Source organism: Pseudomonas sp. Irchel s3a12 (assembly GCF_900187485.1).
Taxonomy (GTDB): domain Bacteria; phylum Pseudomonadota; class Gammaproteobacteria; order Pseudomonadales; family Pseudomonadaceae; genus Aquipseudomonas; species Aquipseudomonas neuropathica.
On sequence record NZ_FYDN01000018.1, the window covers coordinates 22,955 to 37,295 of the forward strand.

Annotated in this window: 17 protein-coding genes and 2 pseudogenes; 9 read left to right on the forward strand and 10 right to left on the reverse strand. The window is 54.1% G+C overall.

Annotation, left to right across the window (positions count from 1 at the left end; genetic code table 11):
* Window positions 1-62: 62 nt before the first annotated feature.
* From CKW14_RS25835 to CKW14_RS25845, 3 genes are read right to left on the reverse strand one after another with little or no spacing between them, the layout of a single operon-like run.
* Complete coding sequence (locus tag CKW14_RS25835) at window positions 63-1,040, reverse strand: hypothetical protein (protein WP_095126397.1); 978 nt, start codon at window positions 1,038-1,040, stop codon at window positions 63-65.
* 48 nt (window positions 1,041-1,088) lie between these two features.
* Window positions 1,089-1,958, reverse strand: coding sequence for a hypothetical protein (locus tag CKW14_RS25840; protein WP_095049946.1), 870 nt, complete (start codon window positions 1,956-1,958; stop codon window positions 1,089-1,091).
* Window positions 1,951-2,364, reverse strand: a complete 414-nt coding sequence (locus CKW14_RS25845; RefSeq protein WP_095049945.1) for a hypothetical protein — start codon at window positions 2,362-2,364, stop codon at window positions 1,951-1,953. Before CKW14_RS25845 ends, CKW14_RS25840 begins: the two co-directional genes overlap by 8 nt.
* A 291-nt stretch (window positions 2,365-2,655) precedes the next feature.
* Here CKW14_RS25845 and CKW14_RS25850 point away from each other — a divergent pair.
* A pseudogene (locus tag CKW14_RS25850) lies at window positions 2,656-3,162 on the forward strand (TetR/AcrR family transcriptional regulator); the annotation flags it as partial.
* On the opposite strand, the gene msrA reads toward CKW14_RS25850, so the two are convergent.
* From msrA to CKW14_RS30270, 4 genes are all read right to left on the reverse strand, one after another.
* Window positions 3,125-3,631 (reverse strand): peptide-methionine (S)-S-oxide reductase MsrA, encoded by a 507-nt coding sequence (msrA, locus tag CKW14_RS25855; RefSeq protein ID WP_095118586.1) that lies wholly within the window; start codon window positions 3,629-3,631, stop codon window positions 3,125-3,127. The pseudogene CKW14_RS25850 and the gene msrA sit on opposite strands and share 38 nt — an antisense overlap.
* Before the next feature lie 85 nt (window positions 3,632-3,716).
* Window positions 3,717-4,010, reverse strand: a complete 294-nt coding sequence (locus CKW14_RS25860; protein WP_095126398.1) for a hypothetical protein — start codon at window positions 4,008-4,010, stop codon at window positions 3,717-3,719.
* A 174-nt stretch (window positions 4,011-4,184) separates the two neighbouring features.
* Window positions 4,185-4,439 carry a hypothetical protein gene (locus CKW14_RS25865; protein WP_095126399.1) on the reverse strand — a complete coding sequence of 85 codons (255 nt, stop codon included), beginning with the start codon at window positions 4,437-4,439 and terminating at the stop codon, window positions 4,185-4,187.
* Window positions 4,440-4,579: 140 nt separating this feature from the next.
* A complete protein-coding gene (locus tag CKW14_RS30270) occupies window positions 4,580-4,960 on the reverse strand; it encodes a hypothetical protein (RefSeq protein ID WP_095126400.1) in 381 nt (126 codons plus the stop codon).
* Between the two features lie 157 nt (window positions 4,961-5,117).
* Here CKW14_RS30270 and CKW14_RS25875 point away from each other — a divergent pair, with 157 nt between their 5' ends.
* Genes CKW14_RS25875 through CKW14_RS25885 form a run of 3 tightly spaced genes read left to right on the forward strand, consistent with a single transcriptional unit; the run spans window position 5,118 to window position 7,016 of the window.
* Window positions 5,118-5,567 (forward strand): hypothetical protein, encoded by a 450-nt coding sequence (locus CKW14_RS25875; RefSeq protein ID WP_095126401.1) that lies wholly within the window; start codon window positions 5,118-5,120, stop codon window positions 5,565-5,567.
* Between the two features lie 46 nt (window positions 5,568-5,613).
* Window positions 5,614-6,411 carry an enhanced serine sensitivity protein SseB C-terminal domain-containing protein gene (locus CKW14_RS25880; protein WP_095126402.1) on the forward strand — a complete coding sequence of 266 codons (798 nt, stop codon included), beginning with the start codon at window positions 5,614-5,616 and terminating at the stop codon, window positions 6,409-6,411.
* A complete protein-coding gene (locus CKW14_RS25885) occupies window positions 6,408-7,016 on the forward strand; it encodes a hypothetical protein (protein WP_095126403.1) in 609 nt (202 codons plus the stop codon). Before CKW14_RS25880 ends, CKW14_RS25885 begins: the two co-directional genes overlap by 4 nt.
* Before the next feature lie 31 nt (window positions 7,017-7,047).
* On the opposite strand, the gene CKW14_RS25890 is transcribed toward CKW14_RS25885, so the two are convergent.
* Window positions 7,048-7,911: a M24 family metallopeptidase gene (locus CKW14_RS25890; protein ID WP_256587306.1), complete on the reverse strand. Its 864-nt coding sequence runs from the start codon at window positions 7,909-7,911 to the stop codon at window positions 7,048-7,050.
* 569 nt (window positions 7,912-8,480) lie between these two features.
* Here CKW14_RS25890 and CKW14_RS30275 point away from each other — a divergent pair.
* The 4 genes and pseudogenes from CKW14_RS30275 to CKW14_RS25910 form a co-directional block, all read left to right on the forward strand.
* Window positions 8,481-9,053: pseudogene (locus tag CKW14_RS30275) on the forward strand (fimbria/pilus outer membrane usher protein); the annotation flags it as partial.
* The gene (locus CKW14_RS30280; protein WP_371857764.1) at window positions 9,030-9,332 is read left to right on the forward strand and encodes a FimD/PapC C-terminal domain-containing protein; all 303 of its coding nucleotides are present in this window, start codon (window positions 9,030-9,032) and stop codon (window positions 9,330-9,332) included. The pseudogene CKW14_RS30275 and the gene CKW14_RS30280, both read left to right, overlap by 24 nt.
* Before the next feature lie 413 nt (window positions 9,333-9,745).
* Window positions 9,746-10,108, forward strand: a complete 363-nt coding sequence (locus CKW14_RS25900) for a DUF6124 family protein (protein WP_095118579.1) — start codon at window positions 9,746-9,748, stop codon at window positions 10,106-10,108.
* Window positions 10,109-10,819: 711 nt separating this feature from the next.
* Window positions 10,820-11,533: an NYN domain-containing protein gene (locus tag CKW14_RS25910; protein ID WP_095126404.1), complete on the forward strand. Its 714-nt coding sequence runs from the start codon at window positions 10,820-10,822 to the stop codon at window positions 11,531-11,533.
* Between the two features lie 71 nt (window positions 11,534-11,604).
* On the opposite strand, the gene CKW14_RS25915 is transcribed toward CKW14_RS25910, so the two are convergent.
* Window positions 11,605-11,901, reverse strand: a complete 297-nt coding sequence (locus tag CKW14_RS25915) for a hypothetical protein (protein WP_176471341.1) — start codon at window positions 11,899-11,901, stop codon at window positions 11,605-11,607.
* Window positions 11,902-12,173: 272 nt separating this feature from the next.
* The gene (locus CKW14_RS25920; RefSeq protein ID WP_095126406.1) at window positions 12,174-12,977 is read right to left on the reverse strand and encodes a 2OG-Fe(II) oxygenase; all 804 of its coding nucleotides are present in this window, start codon (window positions 12,975-12,977) and stop codon (window positions 12,174-12,176) included.
* Between the two features lie 267 nt (window positions 12,978-13,244).
* On the opposite strand from CKW14_RS25920, the gene CKW14_RS25925 reads away from it, so the two are divergent.
* A complete protein-coding gene (locus CKW14_RS25925) occupies window positions 13,245-14,216 on the forward strand; it encodes an AraC family transcriptional regulator (protein WP_095126407.1) in 972 nt (323 codons plus the stop codon).
* Window positions 14,217-14,341 lie beyond the last annotated feature (125 nt).

A 14,341-nucleotide genomic window follows, 5' to 3' on the forward strand; every position in this document is an offset into this window, starting at 1 on the left:
GCGGTGTCATGAGAACTGAAGCAGCTTGGATGCACGGTTCTCAATCTTTAGTGGCTACCTCGTCAGATCGAAAGGATGTCCTCGAAGAAAGGTTCTGCCTGCTCCCACTTCCTACCGGATTTGATCATGTTCATGAAGTTTGATGTTTCCTGGATGGCTTTCTCGATATTGGCTTTGTTCATCTCGTAACCTCCATCGAACATGCAGTGCTGCGCACGGTTCTTATCATCGTACCGGTACATTTCCATCAATTTTCCGGTGCCTCCGACCCGTCGTGTGTGCCCGGCACTGTAACTGTCCTGAATCACATGGGCGATAGCGCCAGTCGCTAGCTCCTGCAGAGTCAACTGAAGCATGGCCGGGCTTGCCGGTTTTCCATTCTTGACTCGAAAGTGCAGCTTCATATCGTAAAGATCCAGAACTGTGCACCTCCCACCCGGCGAGGGGCATCCGACTTTTGCAAAGAACTCATTGTAAGGAGTGCTTCTTCGCAGAGTGTTGTAAGGCACTTCGCCGATTGCCACTCGGTAGGTGTACTCCAACCATCTGCGAAGTCGCTGCAAGGCTATGGTCTGGTCGGCATCACTTGGCAACATCGCGTGCAAGAACTGCAAATCTCCGTAGTGCGACCGGTTCATGATGGTGGTGCCTTTTTCCTCCAGAGCAATCTTGCGTCTGAACTCCAAGGCGTTCCGCCAGCCACCGTAATAAAACGCTTTGCGAAGCAGTTCTTCAGGATCGTCATTCCACTCCACGCCCCCCAGTAGAGGTGAAAGCCAAGTCTGCTCTTTTATCGTTGAACCGTAAGCCTTCAGATAAGCGATCCTGATGATGGCCTCGTGGATGGGCTGACCTTTGCCATCTCTCACATAGTTTTTGTCCTTTAGGCAGCGGTTCGCCAGATTGTTGGAGTAGAAGTAGATGTTGGACACGCTCGACAGAGGATCATAGGCCCCACCATCAAGGCTTTCCGGGCGAATCTCGAAGGCCCCCAGATTCGTACAGATCAGTAAAGCAACCGCAGTCACGATACTTCGCATAGAAGCTCCTTCCTCAATCGACTTGAGTCGAAAGCAAATCGTTAGCCGCTAAGGTTCCGCAATTGGGTTGGCGGCACCGGTCGAACGACTGCACATTGCAATCAGATCTTTTTTCTGTGCTGCGTCCGCAGTACTTTTGATCAGGTTCAGGCACTGCTCCAACACGGCATAACGCTGAAGTCCCTGCGTCAGGTTTTGAGCGGCGACTCCGGTGGAAAACATTTTCCCCAATTGATGCGAAACACCAGATGTCCCTTCGCTTTTTAGCCCTGAATCAAAGCTGCCGAACACCGACATCGCGTCACGCTTGCTGATGCTCAGTACTTGAGCGATCTCTTTTTTCGTTTCGCCCGCTTCGACTTCTTTCTTATTGATACCTTCGGTCACGCTGCCGACAGTTTCCTTCACTTGCGTTGGAGTGAGTACTTGCTTGGACTCAAGTTTGGTTTCTATGTCTGGGGGTAAAATTAGCAGTTCGGACAACTTTTTAGACAGCGGCTTTGAGTCAAGAGAAGTTTTATTGTCAATTAGTGTTTTGTGCTCGATAAGCTGGGTTCTCGCCGACTTCAGCAAACTCACCTGTTGTTCTTTTACGACAAGGTCTTTTGTCAGCTTCGCTACTGCCTGTTGTTGCTCCGGGGTTGCAGCAGCCCGTTCAGCTTGAGGTCCCTCGCCATACGTTGCATAAATTTCTTTTATTGGCGTAATAACACCTTCGGTCTCCTTCGACACAGCCAATGGGACATACGCGGCATCGATGTTCTTGAAGCCAAGGTTCATGCTAAAACCCGTTGATTCAGTCGTAGGCGCTGAAATATCAATGCCCAGTACTTGTTTAGAGGTATACACCAGAGGTGCTTGCTGCAACGGTGAACATCCACCGATCAGAAGAGTTGTGGTCAGAATGTATTTATTCATGGAAGGCTCCTTGGGCGGGATAGATGCACAGGGTATTGACATCGACCCCGGCGGATTCAAGAGTCGCTCTTAATGTGTTGGCAGCTTCGGCACTGGTATTGATGAAAACCGCTACGCATTTACTGGTGGGCAGGCTTAGGAAGGTCTCTCTGTTGTAGCCGATAGATAACCCGGTCGGGCCACTAATAATTCCGACACCGCGGCTTTCCAAGAAAAGAGTTTTTTGCGCTTGGGTCGAATCGATGGTGTAAATGGGTAACCCGTAATACTTTTGAACCAATGTGCCCTCGTCATAAACATTAATAACGCTGCAGCCCGATAGCGTCGCCATTGCCAATAGGAGTGTGACGATCGCAATGAACCACCCTCTTCCTGGAGCGAACTTTGTGTTCCGACTATTGAGCATCGAGCATCCTTGCTTGGTGAAAGGTTACAGGGGCTCCACGCACTTCGCGTTGCCCTAAAAACCAATATAGACGTGTTTTCTGAGACTGCTACCAGCACCGCATATTTCTTTATGCAATGTTGTATGTAATGCAATGAAAACTCTGCTACGGCGTCACTGATCAAAAATATGGCGCCATTATTTTGCAGAGGTGAGTTATCAGGGATTCAAAACTTGGAAACTAGTGAATAGTTGCAATTAAGAACCTGTAATGAAAAGAGACTGCTTCGACCCGTTTTACCATCACACGAGTCGCAGCATCAGGACTTCTCCAACAAAGCGGCAATCCTGTTCCGCTTGCAGAGCGATGAGTGGCTGCACACCACGCAGATGTTGCAGCGGATTCTGCAAGACTTTGAGCAGCCGCCACTCACTCGCCTGCGCACGCTGGTGCAGGCATTCATTCGTTCAGAGTGCGACGAAGCGCAGATGCGCGGCGCACTGAACGACGCTGCTCCGCTCTACCGCAACGCTCCTGAGGCCCAACAAGTGCGCGCGGCCGGGCGGCAGATTTTCGCCACGTTCACGGAAGAATTGCTGCCCGAGGTCGGTGAGCAGATCCGTACCGCAGCGTGCGATCTGATCCTGACCAGGCTGAGTTCGGTCGGAAAGGATTTTTCCGCCAGCCCGCGTACCGAGGAAGAAATCTCGGTATGCGCCGACGGGCTGGCGGATATGTTCAGTGCTTATGTGCTGGCGCTCAATGAGCGGCGCGCGCCCCTCACCCGCGCTTCGGCAATTTCCAGTTCGGCCGAATGAAATGGCAGGTGTAGCCATTCGGAATACGCTCAAGGTAATCCTGATGCTCCGGCTCCGCTTCCCAGAACGGCCCCGCCGGTTCGATTTCGGTCACCACGCGACCTGGCCACAGTTTTGAGGCGTCGACATCGGCAGCCGTGTCTTCAGCGACATCGCGCTGTTCTTCGCTGAGGTAGTAAATCGCCGAGCGATAGCTGCGACCAAGGTCGTTGCCCTGCCGGTTGGGCGTGCTCGGGTCGTGGATCTGGAAGAAAAACTCGAGGATCTGTCGATAGCTGATCACCGCCGGATCGAAGGTGATTTCGATAGCTTCGGCGTGGTCACCATGATTGCGATAAGTAGCGTTCGGCACGTCGCCGCCGGTGTAACCGACGCGAGTCTGCAACACGCCGGGATAGCGCCGCAGCAGATCCTGCATGCCCCAGAAGCAGCCGCCGGCGAGGATGGCGGTTTCGGTTTGAGTGGTCATGGCGTGTCGTTCCTCTTCGGGGTGTTGGGTATAGCGATGGTTATGAGGGCGGGTTGGCGGATTCCAAGGGGCTGAGCCAATAGAACTATTCCTGCGCAGAAACCTGATTGGCTTCCTCAAGCAAAGAACCCGTAATCCTTCGGCCGCTGTAATCACTGACAAAGTAATTGATTCGGTTAGCCAGATACTGAATCGATAACCAGCCCAAACCGTGGTAGTCACGCATCTCCTCGGCGTTGAGCTTGATCATGGATTGGTACCCCACAAAAGACGCTTCACATTCAACGAGGATGTAGACAGAACCATCTTCAGCCTTGAAAAGTCGCCAATAGCTGTCGTCGGTGTGATATTGCGCGGGGGTGAGTCGAATCCGTTCCATGATTTTAATTCCGTGGATTTTCTCTTGGTTTTGAGACCTTAACATGGCTGCAAAGCCACAATTTAGATGAGGTGTTTCTGGCCGGTTGCCGGCGTTAACGACATTCAGCTTCGGGTCCAAAGCGCCAATCGCGGATTGAAGAGACAAAAGTTATGACAACAGCACATTCACCCGCTAAACACCATTAGACGCGAGCTCCAGCAACCTGGTGAATTGAGCAATCGCCCGATGAATCTCATCCTGAGTATCACCATCCCAATCCTCAACGGTCGCCAATTCAGCCTTAAGCGCGTCAATTCGATCGCGAATTTCAGCAATCTCTTCATACCCACACTGGTGCGCAATTGCCGCCCACTTCTCATCCGAAATACGCTGCTGTACGGAAAGGCCCACATTCGCTTGCGCGATCATTGCTGACAGTTTGCTCATCAAATATCCCTCCTCTATTCCTTGCAGACAGTCGGCCCTATGCCCTCACCGGAAATGGGCATGATGTCATTGGCCGTGCTGAGCCTCAGCGCTTTATTACTGAACAGACGCCCAAATCAGCGGGCTAAACGAGACCGGATCTATGCCGACATACGGTCCGGGGATACCTCAACGTAACTCGACTCCCCGCCTCCACTGGCACCGGACAACCACCCCCACACAAAGCTCAAAGTCGTTCGTCCCGCGTCATCCACCCCGACAATGCCACGGGACCAACCGGACAAAACCTCGTCCTCAGTCGTCAGGCAATGAAACAGCAACTCAATGGTGTCAGGGCCGGTCACGCGCCCCACTTGGTGCCCCATACGAATCCGGCCGCCCTGGTAAGTGCTGGAAATGCCCGAACCCTCAACACAGTAATGAAACACCTTGCCGCGACCCGACAGTCCCTGCGTATTATTCGCTACCGCGAATCGGCGATCGTGCAAACGTTCGCTGACTTGAGAAAAAAGGGTTCCCATAAATATCGCGTCCTTGATGTAGAAGGCTATTCCAGTGTGTGAGCATCCTACCCCATCGAATTTTGGATTTATCAGCCGGCTTTTCTGAAAGTTTTTTCAGGCGCGTAAAAAACTGCTCAGGGTTCTGCCGGGCAAGCCGTTACAACAAGGGAGGCGTATGAAAGTAAGTCGCGACGACAGGCCTGAAGCATTCCAACGTTTGGAACACCTTCTATACGGCTTCAACTATCAGGTATGGGTAAACGTCTATGGCCCGCTCGATGCGAGTCAGCCATTAGTTGATGCCCTTGAAAACGCAATCTCGCCGCGCAGTGTGGTCGCCAACATAACGACCACATCCATTGCCGAGGTGCAAAAGGACGTGATCGAGTTACTGCTATATCCCGGTGAGCCAGGGATTGGTCCGATTGAGCTTGACGTTAAGCGCGAAGAAATCACGCGACTTGCCAACGAGATGATGCAACTTGCACATGTCGATGAGGCTGACCAGATAAGCGCCTTCAGATACGTAAAGGGGCACCCGGGTTATCCGGTGTTCTGGGAGTTTGCCTACGACGTACACGCTCAAGGGAAACGCTGGATCCTGCTAGGGTGCAGCAGCGACTGATCTACTCTTTGCCATTCATTTTTTGTCTGTTTTTATGGAACCACCGATGGACATCAGTAATACCCAGGAAGAGAACACCCTAGAACAATCGCTCGAGTTGGCTGCGAAAGAACCTGCCCGCCGACCTGAATTTTTTAAGACGCTGTTGAACTCAATGGTTTATGTCCCGGGCTCGACCGGCGCGGGCAAGGGACACATTGACCTTGAGGCTGGCAGCCAAATCAGCATCGCACATTGGGAAAAGCAGGACGGCACGGCAGTCATCCCGTTTTTTACCTCGCTGCAAACGCTGGAACAGTCCATAGCTCGTGGCGAGTCTTACCTGGAAATTCCGGCCAGATCCCTGTTTGAAATGACACTGGGCACTCCGCTGTTCCTGGAACCGAAGTCGCCCTATGGCAAAGAGTTTCTCCCGGGAGAAGTGCAGAACCTGCTGTCCGCCGAGATTGGCCGGACCACACAACGCACATTGGAAAAAGACGCCCACGTGCAACTCGGGCAGCCCGCGCAATATCCAACAAAAATGGTTAACGCGCTCACGCAGCTATTCGCCAAACATCGCAACATCAAACGTGGGTTTCTGGCGCTGATGTACAACGTAACGACGGATGAAAAACCTCACCTGGTGGTTGGCATCGAAGCGGACGGCGATATTGAATTGATCTTGCGCGAAGCCAGTCAAGTTGCTAGGGACACCGCACCCGATGGCGAAGACGTTGGCCTGTATCGCATTCAGGAAGGCGAACAGGACCTGAGCGATTACTTCTTTACACAAACCACTCCGTTCTATCAGCGGACGTTGGGCAGCAAACTGCGTTCATTGTTTGGTTTTGGTAAAGCGTGACCGAGCTCAACCCCAAACTGACCGCAGATCAGGCCTGCGCAATCGTGCTCGCGCTGTTTGACGGTGTGATGAGAGATGGCAAACCCGAGCGGTTTGTCATTCAGCACTGTGAGCTGTCCGCCAACGGTGATTACTGGGTCATTCGCAGTAACAGCGAGGACTGCGTCGTCCACGGCATGACAGAGTTCTGCTACGTCGGTGTCAATGCACACTTGATCAATGTGGTGACCGGCGAGCGCGAGACGGTCGCCAATTGCTTTAGTGTCGAGGAGTATCTACAGGACAAATACGACCTGACCGCGGCGGCGGGCAAACAGTACGTACTGACCCCGCAACTCGACCGGGCCAATAAACCGGCACTGATCAATCTGCGCCGGAAACTGCAATGCACCTACCCGCAAACCCTCGCGTTGCTGACGGGCCCGCAACGGCTATGGCTCACGGGTACACACAGACGTCTGCAAGACGCACAGCGACTGCTTGGCGAGCAAGGCATCATCACTCAAATCGAGTTAGTGCCTGATGCCAGTGAAGCCGTCGCCATCGGCGTCGAAACCTGGTACATCGAGGCGGTGCTGAAGGCGGTGCGCAAGCGCTTGAGTTGAGCGGCGAATGACTCGTCGCGCTCAGTCAGACTCAGTCGATCAACTTGCTCAGGACTCGGTGCCCATCCTCCGTCACCTCGACCATCGCCGATAGCATCACGCTATCTGCACCGTCCCGGGTGAGCACGGTCCAGAGTTTCGGCGGCAGAAACCGCACGCCGACGCGACCGGACTTTGCCACCACATAAACGTTTAACACCTGCCCGGTCTCCATCAAGGCTGCATCAGCGTACTCGCCCTTGTAACCGAGCACGTGAGGTGCCTGAACCCGCATCTGGCCCATGGCATAACCCGACAGCTCCTGCACGGCGACCGCATCGCCGGCATCAAGCTCCTGTTGAATCGCGCTACCGATATTCGATACACGCTCGCCGGCCCGAATCTGAGCGATACCACTTTGCAGCGCACGGCGCGCCGTCATCAACAGTTGCCGCTGCTGTTCAGTGGCATCGGGGGTAGCGAATGTCCATGCCTGGGCAACATGGGCTTGGGGTGATGCGGCGATCAACTCCACTTTGACCAATGCAGCCTCGGGGAAAGGCTTGTCAGTGGGAGGAGCGTTGCCCACCTGGTTATTCACTGATACCGGCACTGCCTCCGGGTACCCCTTGTACCCCACGGCCATCGGCCGCCAGCCGTATTGCGAAAACTGCTTCAGTAAAAAGTCCTGAATCGCGATACCGCTACCGCCCTCGCGGATCATCGGTTTGACCTTGAGCAGAAGGTCACTGGCCATGGGGGCGAGCAGTGTTTCCTCAGCCAGAATTGTCCCGCTATCCAGCTGAGCAATGCGCGCACCCAGTTTTCCGTTACCGGCGGCGTATTGGTCGTAGCGCGACTCGGTGGCAATCACATTGGTACAAAACAAAAATGAAAATATTCCAAGCTTTTTCAAATCGTCGCTCCTTGGACGCGAATGACGGGGATCAAGGATCGAAGCCTGCATCCTCGCCACAGATTATTTTTCGTTTAGCTTGTATCGGCTCAGTGAGCAGATCTTGAACCAGCCGTGGCCGAGGCAACGAATTCACTGCAAGTTGACGGGATCGAGCTGCGCTGGAGCGTAAAACGAGATTCAACGTTAAGTTGATTTTCGGCAGTTTCGAATGACTGCATCAGCAATGTTCGCTGATCAACATCAAGCCGATGCAATTACCTCGAGAAACACGCCTTGAATCTCGTCGCGACCGAAACCTCTGGGAAATTTCCTACACGCCAACGGGAAGCCGACTATTCGATGCATGCCTCGTGATCCTGATAATTCAGCCCTTCGTTGGCCGACGCCAACAACGTCCAGATGCAGTCAGCCTGCATTGAATGGCCGTTTTCTTCTCAGGAGGGCACACACCATGAAGATCGGGTTACGGATGCTGGGCGGGCTTGGCGCATCGGCGTTGATGCTGACGGCAGCACCGGCGATGGCGGCTTGCACCTGGGCGACACGGCAAGGCCTCCGAGACCGGCACCTCGGTACGCTTCGCCGGGTATCGCTATTCCACCGAAGGCTATCGCGACTTTGATGAAGCGGTGCGTCTGCAAGAGCCGAACGAATTCAACACCTTCTCCAAGCGCAGCAAAGTCGAAGCCAGCATCAACCAGGCGCTCGACAGCTACGGCTCGTTTTACATGAACATGAGCAAGCAGAACTATTGGGGCACCTCGCGCGAAGACAAACAGATGCAATTGGGCTTCAACACCCAGTACAAAGGCGTGACCTACGGCGTTTACGCGAGCAAGACCCTGACCGACAACTTCGGCCAGAACAATCAAGTGGTGTTCAGCGTGTCGATGCCCATCGGCCAGACGCGCAGCACCGGCACCTACACCGTCACGCGCAATAACGACGGCAGCCTCGACCAGCGCGCCGGCCTGAGCGGGCGCGACGGCAACCTCACCAACGCCAAGGGTTACGCCCTCGTGCCGTACGTCACGCCGTACCGCAAAAACCGCGTGGCCCTCGACACCGGCGAGCTGGATAACAACATCGACATCGAAGAAGGCGTGACCAACGTCGTGCCCCGTCGCGGCGCCGTCGTCAAAGCGAGCTTCGCCGCCAGCCGCTCGGAAAAAGCCCTGCTCAGCGTGCGCCTCAAGGACGGCAAACAACCGCCGTTCGGCACCCCCATCACCAACGAAAAAGGCGCCAGCGCCGGCGTCGTCGGCCAAGCCGGTCAAGTGTTGCTGTCAGTGGGTGAAGGCAAGGTCTACCAAATGAAATGGGGCGAAAAAGCCGAACAAAGCTGCCGCATCGAACTGGACGTGAGCAAAGCACCGCTGGTGGATGGTTATCGCGTGGCGGATGCCGTGTGTAAGTAAAACCGGGGCTTGATGCGCGGTGATGATCGACGCTGTTTAAGGATGCCAGGCCTCACACGCCTGGCATTTCAACGACGGGTTTAAAAACGTTCCGAGATACGTCCGACAGGCTACAACGCCTTGCGCCGTTGCCTACGACTACGCCAGAATCCGCCGGCTTGTGCGCCGGGTGGGCGGGTTCTATCGTGGGTCGGTCACTGAATAGCAGTGATCGGGTTTGGTAGCCCGGCATACCTGTCGCATCGCAAATCTATTTGCACGGACGTCTTCGTCCGCTGTTTATGGTGGCCATGCGTAGGGCGTCTTCGGACGCGCCGGGTATCCAGGTGACCGGTCTACCAACCTGCGTTTGGCCACCACCCTCGTTTGGTAGCGAAAGTGATGGCTCCATTTTTCATCCTGGAGTTTCATCTATGTTCAAAATTACGCCGAATCCGCCAGAAACCGATCCAATCTCAGGCGACGAATCCCCCGACGCAAAGAAATTCAACGAAGCCGTCGACCGCGCCCTCTCCCATTACCTCGGCCCTGCCCCGGAAATCATGCTCACCCCGTACCAAACCAACAAGATGTTTATCGCCAACCCGAACACCAAGACTGAGGAACTGCTGGTGAATGCCAGTGAATCACTCGGTTCGGCTTCGGTGATGCTTGGGGATGTTATCGGGCTGGTGCAGGGACCGGCACGCAAGACACTGCAAGGCATTGCGCAGGTGGTGATGCTAGGGGAGTTGGCGGTGAATCGGGCGTTGGATAACGTAGTGCCGACGGAGTAACGAAAAAACCTCCATGACGGTTGGGATGCCGTCATGGAGGTTGATCAGACAGGCCCACCAAAACTGAAAATAAATTCGTCCCCTTTTCTACTTTACTCACCGAAGCCAGGTGCGGAATGAAATATTTCATACTCGCTATTTTAACGTCGCTGCTACTCATTCTGAATATTGGCTTCTACAACGAAGTCTCTGATGCCGAGGTCAATAGAATATTTTTCATTAAAAAGCATCCAACGTTTCGAGTGCAGTTTTTTAACATTCACGCCAATGATGGCAATCATCGACGCATAGAAAAACTGACGAGCGAGCAGAGACAGGACATCATAGATTATTGCAAATACAGATTAGGTATCGATTCAGATGTTACGACCCAAGCCGATATCGAAACGTGTGCGAAGAGGTAGGCAAATTCAAAAATGTCTTTTTTCCCCCGCATCGAGGCTACAACGGGGCGCGCTTTTACCTACAGAATTTGCGGAAGTAGCCGGCTTGTAGGCTTCTCCGCTGAGCTTTATTGTTTCCCCCGTCCCTGCCTTCCAGCAAAAAGCGTCAGGCATACAAGATCCAACCAAAGTTGTTCAAACCGAAAAGGTGTGGTTGACGTCGATGTTGGCTCCACCTAATCTGCTCCCATCCCGCCCAAGGCAGTAAGCAGTCCTAATCATCCAGGACGCGCCAAACCCTTGGGCGTTTTGTTATCAGGAAGAAAGCATGCCCACAGCGGTATTGGTCGATGGCGCTTTTTTTATCAAACGCTTTCGAAGGATTGAACCTCAAAATGCGTTCAATGCTGAACGTGCTGCCGACCTTGTCCATCGATGGGCAACCGCCCACCTCCTTAGCAAAAATACTAGTCGCCCGCTCGGCCATCACCAGGATTTAACTCAGCGCCACAGGAAAGAACTGTACCGGATCTTCTTCTATGACTGTCCTCCGCTGGATACCAAGCAACACAATCCGATATCCAAGAAAGCCGTGGATTTTTCCAAGTCTAAAGAGGCGGTATTCAGGAGGGAGCTTCACGCAAGACTGCGTAGTAAACGCAAAATGGCACTGCGGCTCGGCCACTTGTCGAAAGATGTGAAGTGGACAATCAAGCCTCTAAAGATCGCAGAGCTCCTGAAAGGAAAAATTCAGATCACAGACCTTACAGAGCATGACGTAAGCATCGAGACCCGACAGAAAGGCGTTGATATGAGGATAGGTGTCGACGTTGCGTCCTTATCGTTTAAACAACAGGTCGATCAGATCGTGTTGATTGCAGGTGACGCGGACTTTGTACCTGCAGCAAAAATGGCCAGGCGTGAAGGCGTTGATTTCATACTTGACCCAATGTGGCAGAACATCCCTGATGGATTGATGGAGCATATCGATGGATTGCGTTCGACATGCCCGAAACCAACTCTAAGGACAAGTGTCCTGTAAATGATCAACGGGGACAGGGGGAGGATTTGAAATAGTCGCTTGAGAGTAAACGTACTCGATGTAACACCTGCTCACTCATAAAACTTCCCAGCCAACAAAATCTCCGCGCATCTCTGCCAGACATCAGAAGCGGCAGCATCCACCGGACTATTCTTCGAAGTAGCCACCGCCCAGGCAGCCGCCGCATCAAGAAACGTATCGACCGATCCATTTTCCCAGCCCGACGCACCCGCCTCATATGGAGACGATGGCGTAGGCTTCTCCAACGCCCGCTCCCGGGAGAAGTCAGCACCCAGCGCCGCGACGAACTCAATGAACGATTGCTCATCTGTGACACGTTCCAGCAACTCATCAAGATCTACAGACATGGTCATCCTTGCATTGAAAGATTAGTGCCGAGCAGCACGCGATAATCAAAGGTTGATAAAAGGGACGGATTTAATTTCTTTACTCAAAACGTCCGCTTTTGGCCGATTGCTGCCTGTTACGACCCACCGAATTCGGCTGAACGCGGCGCCTCAATTCAGGGATATTCCATTCCGTCCGTAAAAACCATTCAGAAATGGCCGAAAACTGAACCAGCACTAGCTGCTCACCACTCAGTCCAAAAAACGGCGGCTTCCCTGATTGCGCAGCCTCCTCACCCCGTCTTTTTGAACAATTTATTCAAGTAGTACTTCAAACTCCACCGATCCTTCGGCCGCGGCTTATAGTGCGTTTTATTCCTCTGCCCCGGCTCCCCGCCCACCCCACTCGCCGTATAGTAATAAAGCGCAATCGACCGCCGAGTGATGCCTTCCGGCGTAGTCAACGGCTCCGGATGCCCGTGATTGCTGTCCTTATCCGTATTGAAAATCACACACCGGTTATAAATCGGCAGCACCTTCTTCAGGCACTTCTTCATCCCCACATCCCAAAGCTCCAGGTTCCCGCCGTACGCCTCCTGCCAGTCCTCGGTCAGGTAAATAATCACGTTCAGCCGTCGCTCAACATTGAGTTTCTTGTTCAGCCGAAAATCCGAGTGCACGCCGAGGAAGCCGCCGGTTTTGGTTTCGTGCAGGCCGCCGCCGGCGAAATAAGGATCGGGAATGAGCCCTTGAATGCCGGTGAGTTTTTCGAGGAATTCCAGCATGGGTGCGGAGTTGAAGGTGTTGAAGACGTTTTTCAGGTACGGGCTGCAGGCGTTGGGGCTGATCTGGCGTTTGAGTTGGCCTTTGTAGCCGCGCTCGTAGATTTGTTCGTTGTTGGTCGGTTCGACCGGGAAGTGTTCGCGGATGCTGGCGATGACGTCTGCTTGCAGGAAGTTGTCGATGACGATGTGCGGGAATGGCGTGGCTTGGGTGTATTCGCTGGTCAGCGATTCGCCGAAAGCGCTGGCGGCGGTTTGGTCGAAGTCGAGTTCCGGGGTCAGGGTGATGGGGAGTGTTTGTGTGTTGGCTTGCATTGCCGCTCCAATTTACTTGAATGCTTTCAGGTCTCGGTAAACAAGGCTGGGCGCTCGGCGCGATGCCTTGGTTTTTTTGCTGAGTACGGATGCGAGCAGGTTGCCATGTCGGCCATGGCCTGCCGAGTGTCCGTTGCGTAAACGTGGGGCGGCGCTGTAACGACATGTTTCCGACTGTCACAAACGCGTCATATTGCCTCTGCTAATCTGCTCGGCACCCTGCCCTACACCCCAGTCCTAGAGCCCCCAACCGAAGGTGCCGCCAAGGTGTTTCCGACTCCCGTTCGCCAGCCAATCATCCTGCGCTCCGACAATCTCCGTTCCGATGACTTCGGCGCGCTGTTTTCCCGATTCTTCGGCAACCGATATTCCGACTCCCCGCCGCTGCCGTCGAACATCATTATCGGCGGCGTTTACGGGCGGCACGATGGTGTCAGTTTCCGGCGCATGCATTACCACGGCGATTTCAGCGTTTCGTTTCCCGATCCGCAGGATGAGATCACGTTTGTGATCCCTACGGCGGGCAAGATTGTCTTCAACCACGCGACCGAGTCCATCGGTGTGACGCATGTGGGCCTGGCGGTTGATAAGGCCGACATTCGTTCGATGCGCTTTGTTGATGATCATGCGCATCACGGCATGTCGATCAATCGTCATCAACTCACCGAGCGGTTGTCGATGCTGTTGGATAAACCGATTCTGCAGAAGATCGTTTTTGCACCCAGCGTGGACCTGAACACTGCAGCGTTTCAGGGGATTCGGGCGTTGATTGATCTGGCGACGGGGGCGGAGTTTGATCTGTTGCTCAACAGCGGGACGTTGATGCCGTCACGGTTGCGCGAGATGTTGATTGATGCGGTGCTGGAGGCGTGGCCGCATAATTTTTCCGAGGCATTGCACCGGCCGACGGCGATGGTTGCGCCTCGGCATGTGAAGTTGGCGGTGGAGTTTATTCAGGCGCATCCGGAGCAGTTGGTCAGTGGTGTGGATCTGGCGCGGTTGAGCCATGTCAGTCAGCGCGCGTTGCAGGAGGGATTTCGGCGGTTTGTCGGGATGTCGATTGTGGCGTATCAGCGGCAGGTGCGGCTGGAGCGGGCTTATGATGCTTTGAAGCGGCGGGGTTCGGGGTCGGTGACGGAGGTGGCGTTGCGGTTCGGGTTTAGTAATGTGGGGCGGTTTTGTCAGTATTTTCAGAGGGCTTTTGGGGTGAGTCCGGCGGAGTTTCGGACTCGGGGGTGATTGGGTAACAGGTTTGCTAGGTAACTTGTGGTGAGAAGATTTAGCTAAACGTCGCACCACGCCGATGGGTCGCTAAGCGTGGGGATGGCACGCCGGCGCGGTTGATCGAGGAGTGGGCGCGGAGG

What these genes read in the sequence shown, in the direction of transcription:
- CKW14_RS25835 (WP_095126397.1), bottom strand. Translation starts at nt 1,040, where the DNA reads ATGCGAAGTATCGTGACTGCGGTTGCTTTACTGATCTGTACGAATCTG.
- CKW14_RS25840 (WP_095049946.1), bottom strand. Translation starts at nt 1,958, where the DNA reads ATGAATAAATACATTCTGACCACAACTCTTCTGATCGGTGGATGTTCA.
- CKW14_RS25845 (WP_095049945.1), bottom strand. Translation starts at nt 2,364, where the DNA reads ATGCTCAATAGTCGGAACACAAAGTTCGCTCCAGGAAGAGGGTGGTTC.
- msrA (WP_095118586.1), bottom strand. Translation starts at nt 3,631, where the DNA reads ATGACCACTCAAACCGAAACCGCCATCCTCGCCGGCGGCTGCTTCTGG.
- CKW14_RS25860 (WP_095126398.1), bottom strand. Translation starts at nt 4,010, where the DNA reads ATGGAACGGATTCGACTCACCCCCGCGCAATATCACACCGACGACAGC.
- CKW14_RS25865 (WP_095126399.1), bottom strand. Translation starts at nt 4,439, where the DNA reads ATGAGCAAACTGTCAGCAATGATCGCGCAAGCGAATGTGGGCCTTTCC.
- CKW14_RS30270 (WP_095126400.1), bottom strand. Translation starts at nt 4,960, where the DNA reads ATGGGAACCCTTTTTTCTCAAGTCAGCGAACGTTTGCACGATCGCCGA.
- CKW14_RS25875 (WP_095126401.1), top strand. Translation starts at nt 5,118, where the DNA reads ATGAAAGTAAGTCGCGACGACAGGCCTGAAGCATTCCAACGTTTGGAA.
- CKW14_RS25880 (WP_095126402.1), top strand. Translation starts at nt 5,614, where the DNA reads ATGGACATCAGTAATACCCAGGAAGAGAACACCCTAGAACAATCGCTC.
- CKW14_RS25900 (WP_095118579.1), top strand. Translation starts at nt 9,746, where the DNA reads ATGTTCAAAATTACGCCGAATCCGCCAGAAACCGATCCAATCTCAGGC.
- CKW14_RS25910 (WP_095126404.1), top strand. Translation starts at nt 10,820, where the DNA reads ATGCCCACAGCGGTATTGGTCGATGGCGCTTTTTTTATCAAACGCTTT.
- CKW14_RS25915 (WP_176471341.1), bottom strand. Translation starts at nt 11,901, where the DNA reads ATGTCTGTAGATCTTGATGAGTTGCTGGAACGTGTCACAGATGAGCAA.
- CKW14_RS25920 (WP_095126406.1), bottom strand. Translation starts at nt 12,977, where the DNA reads ATGCAAGCCAACACACAAACACTCCCCATCACCCTGACCCCGGAACTC.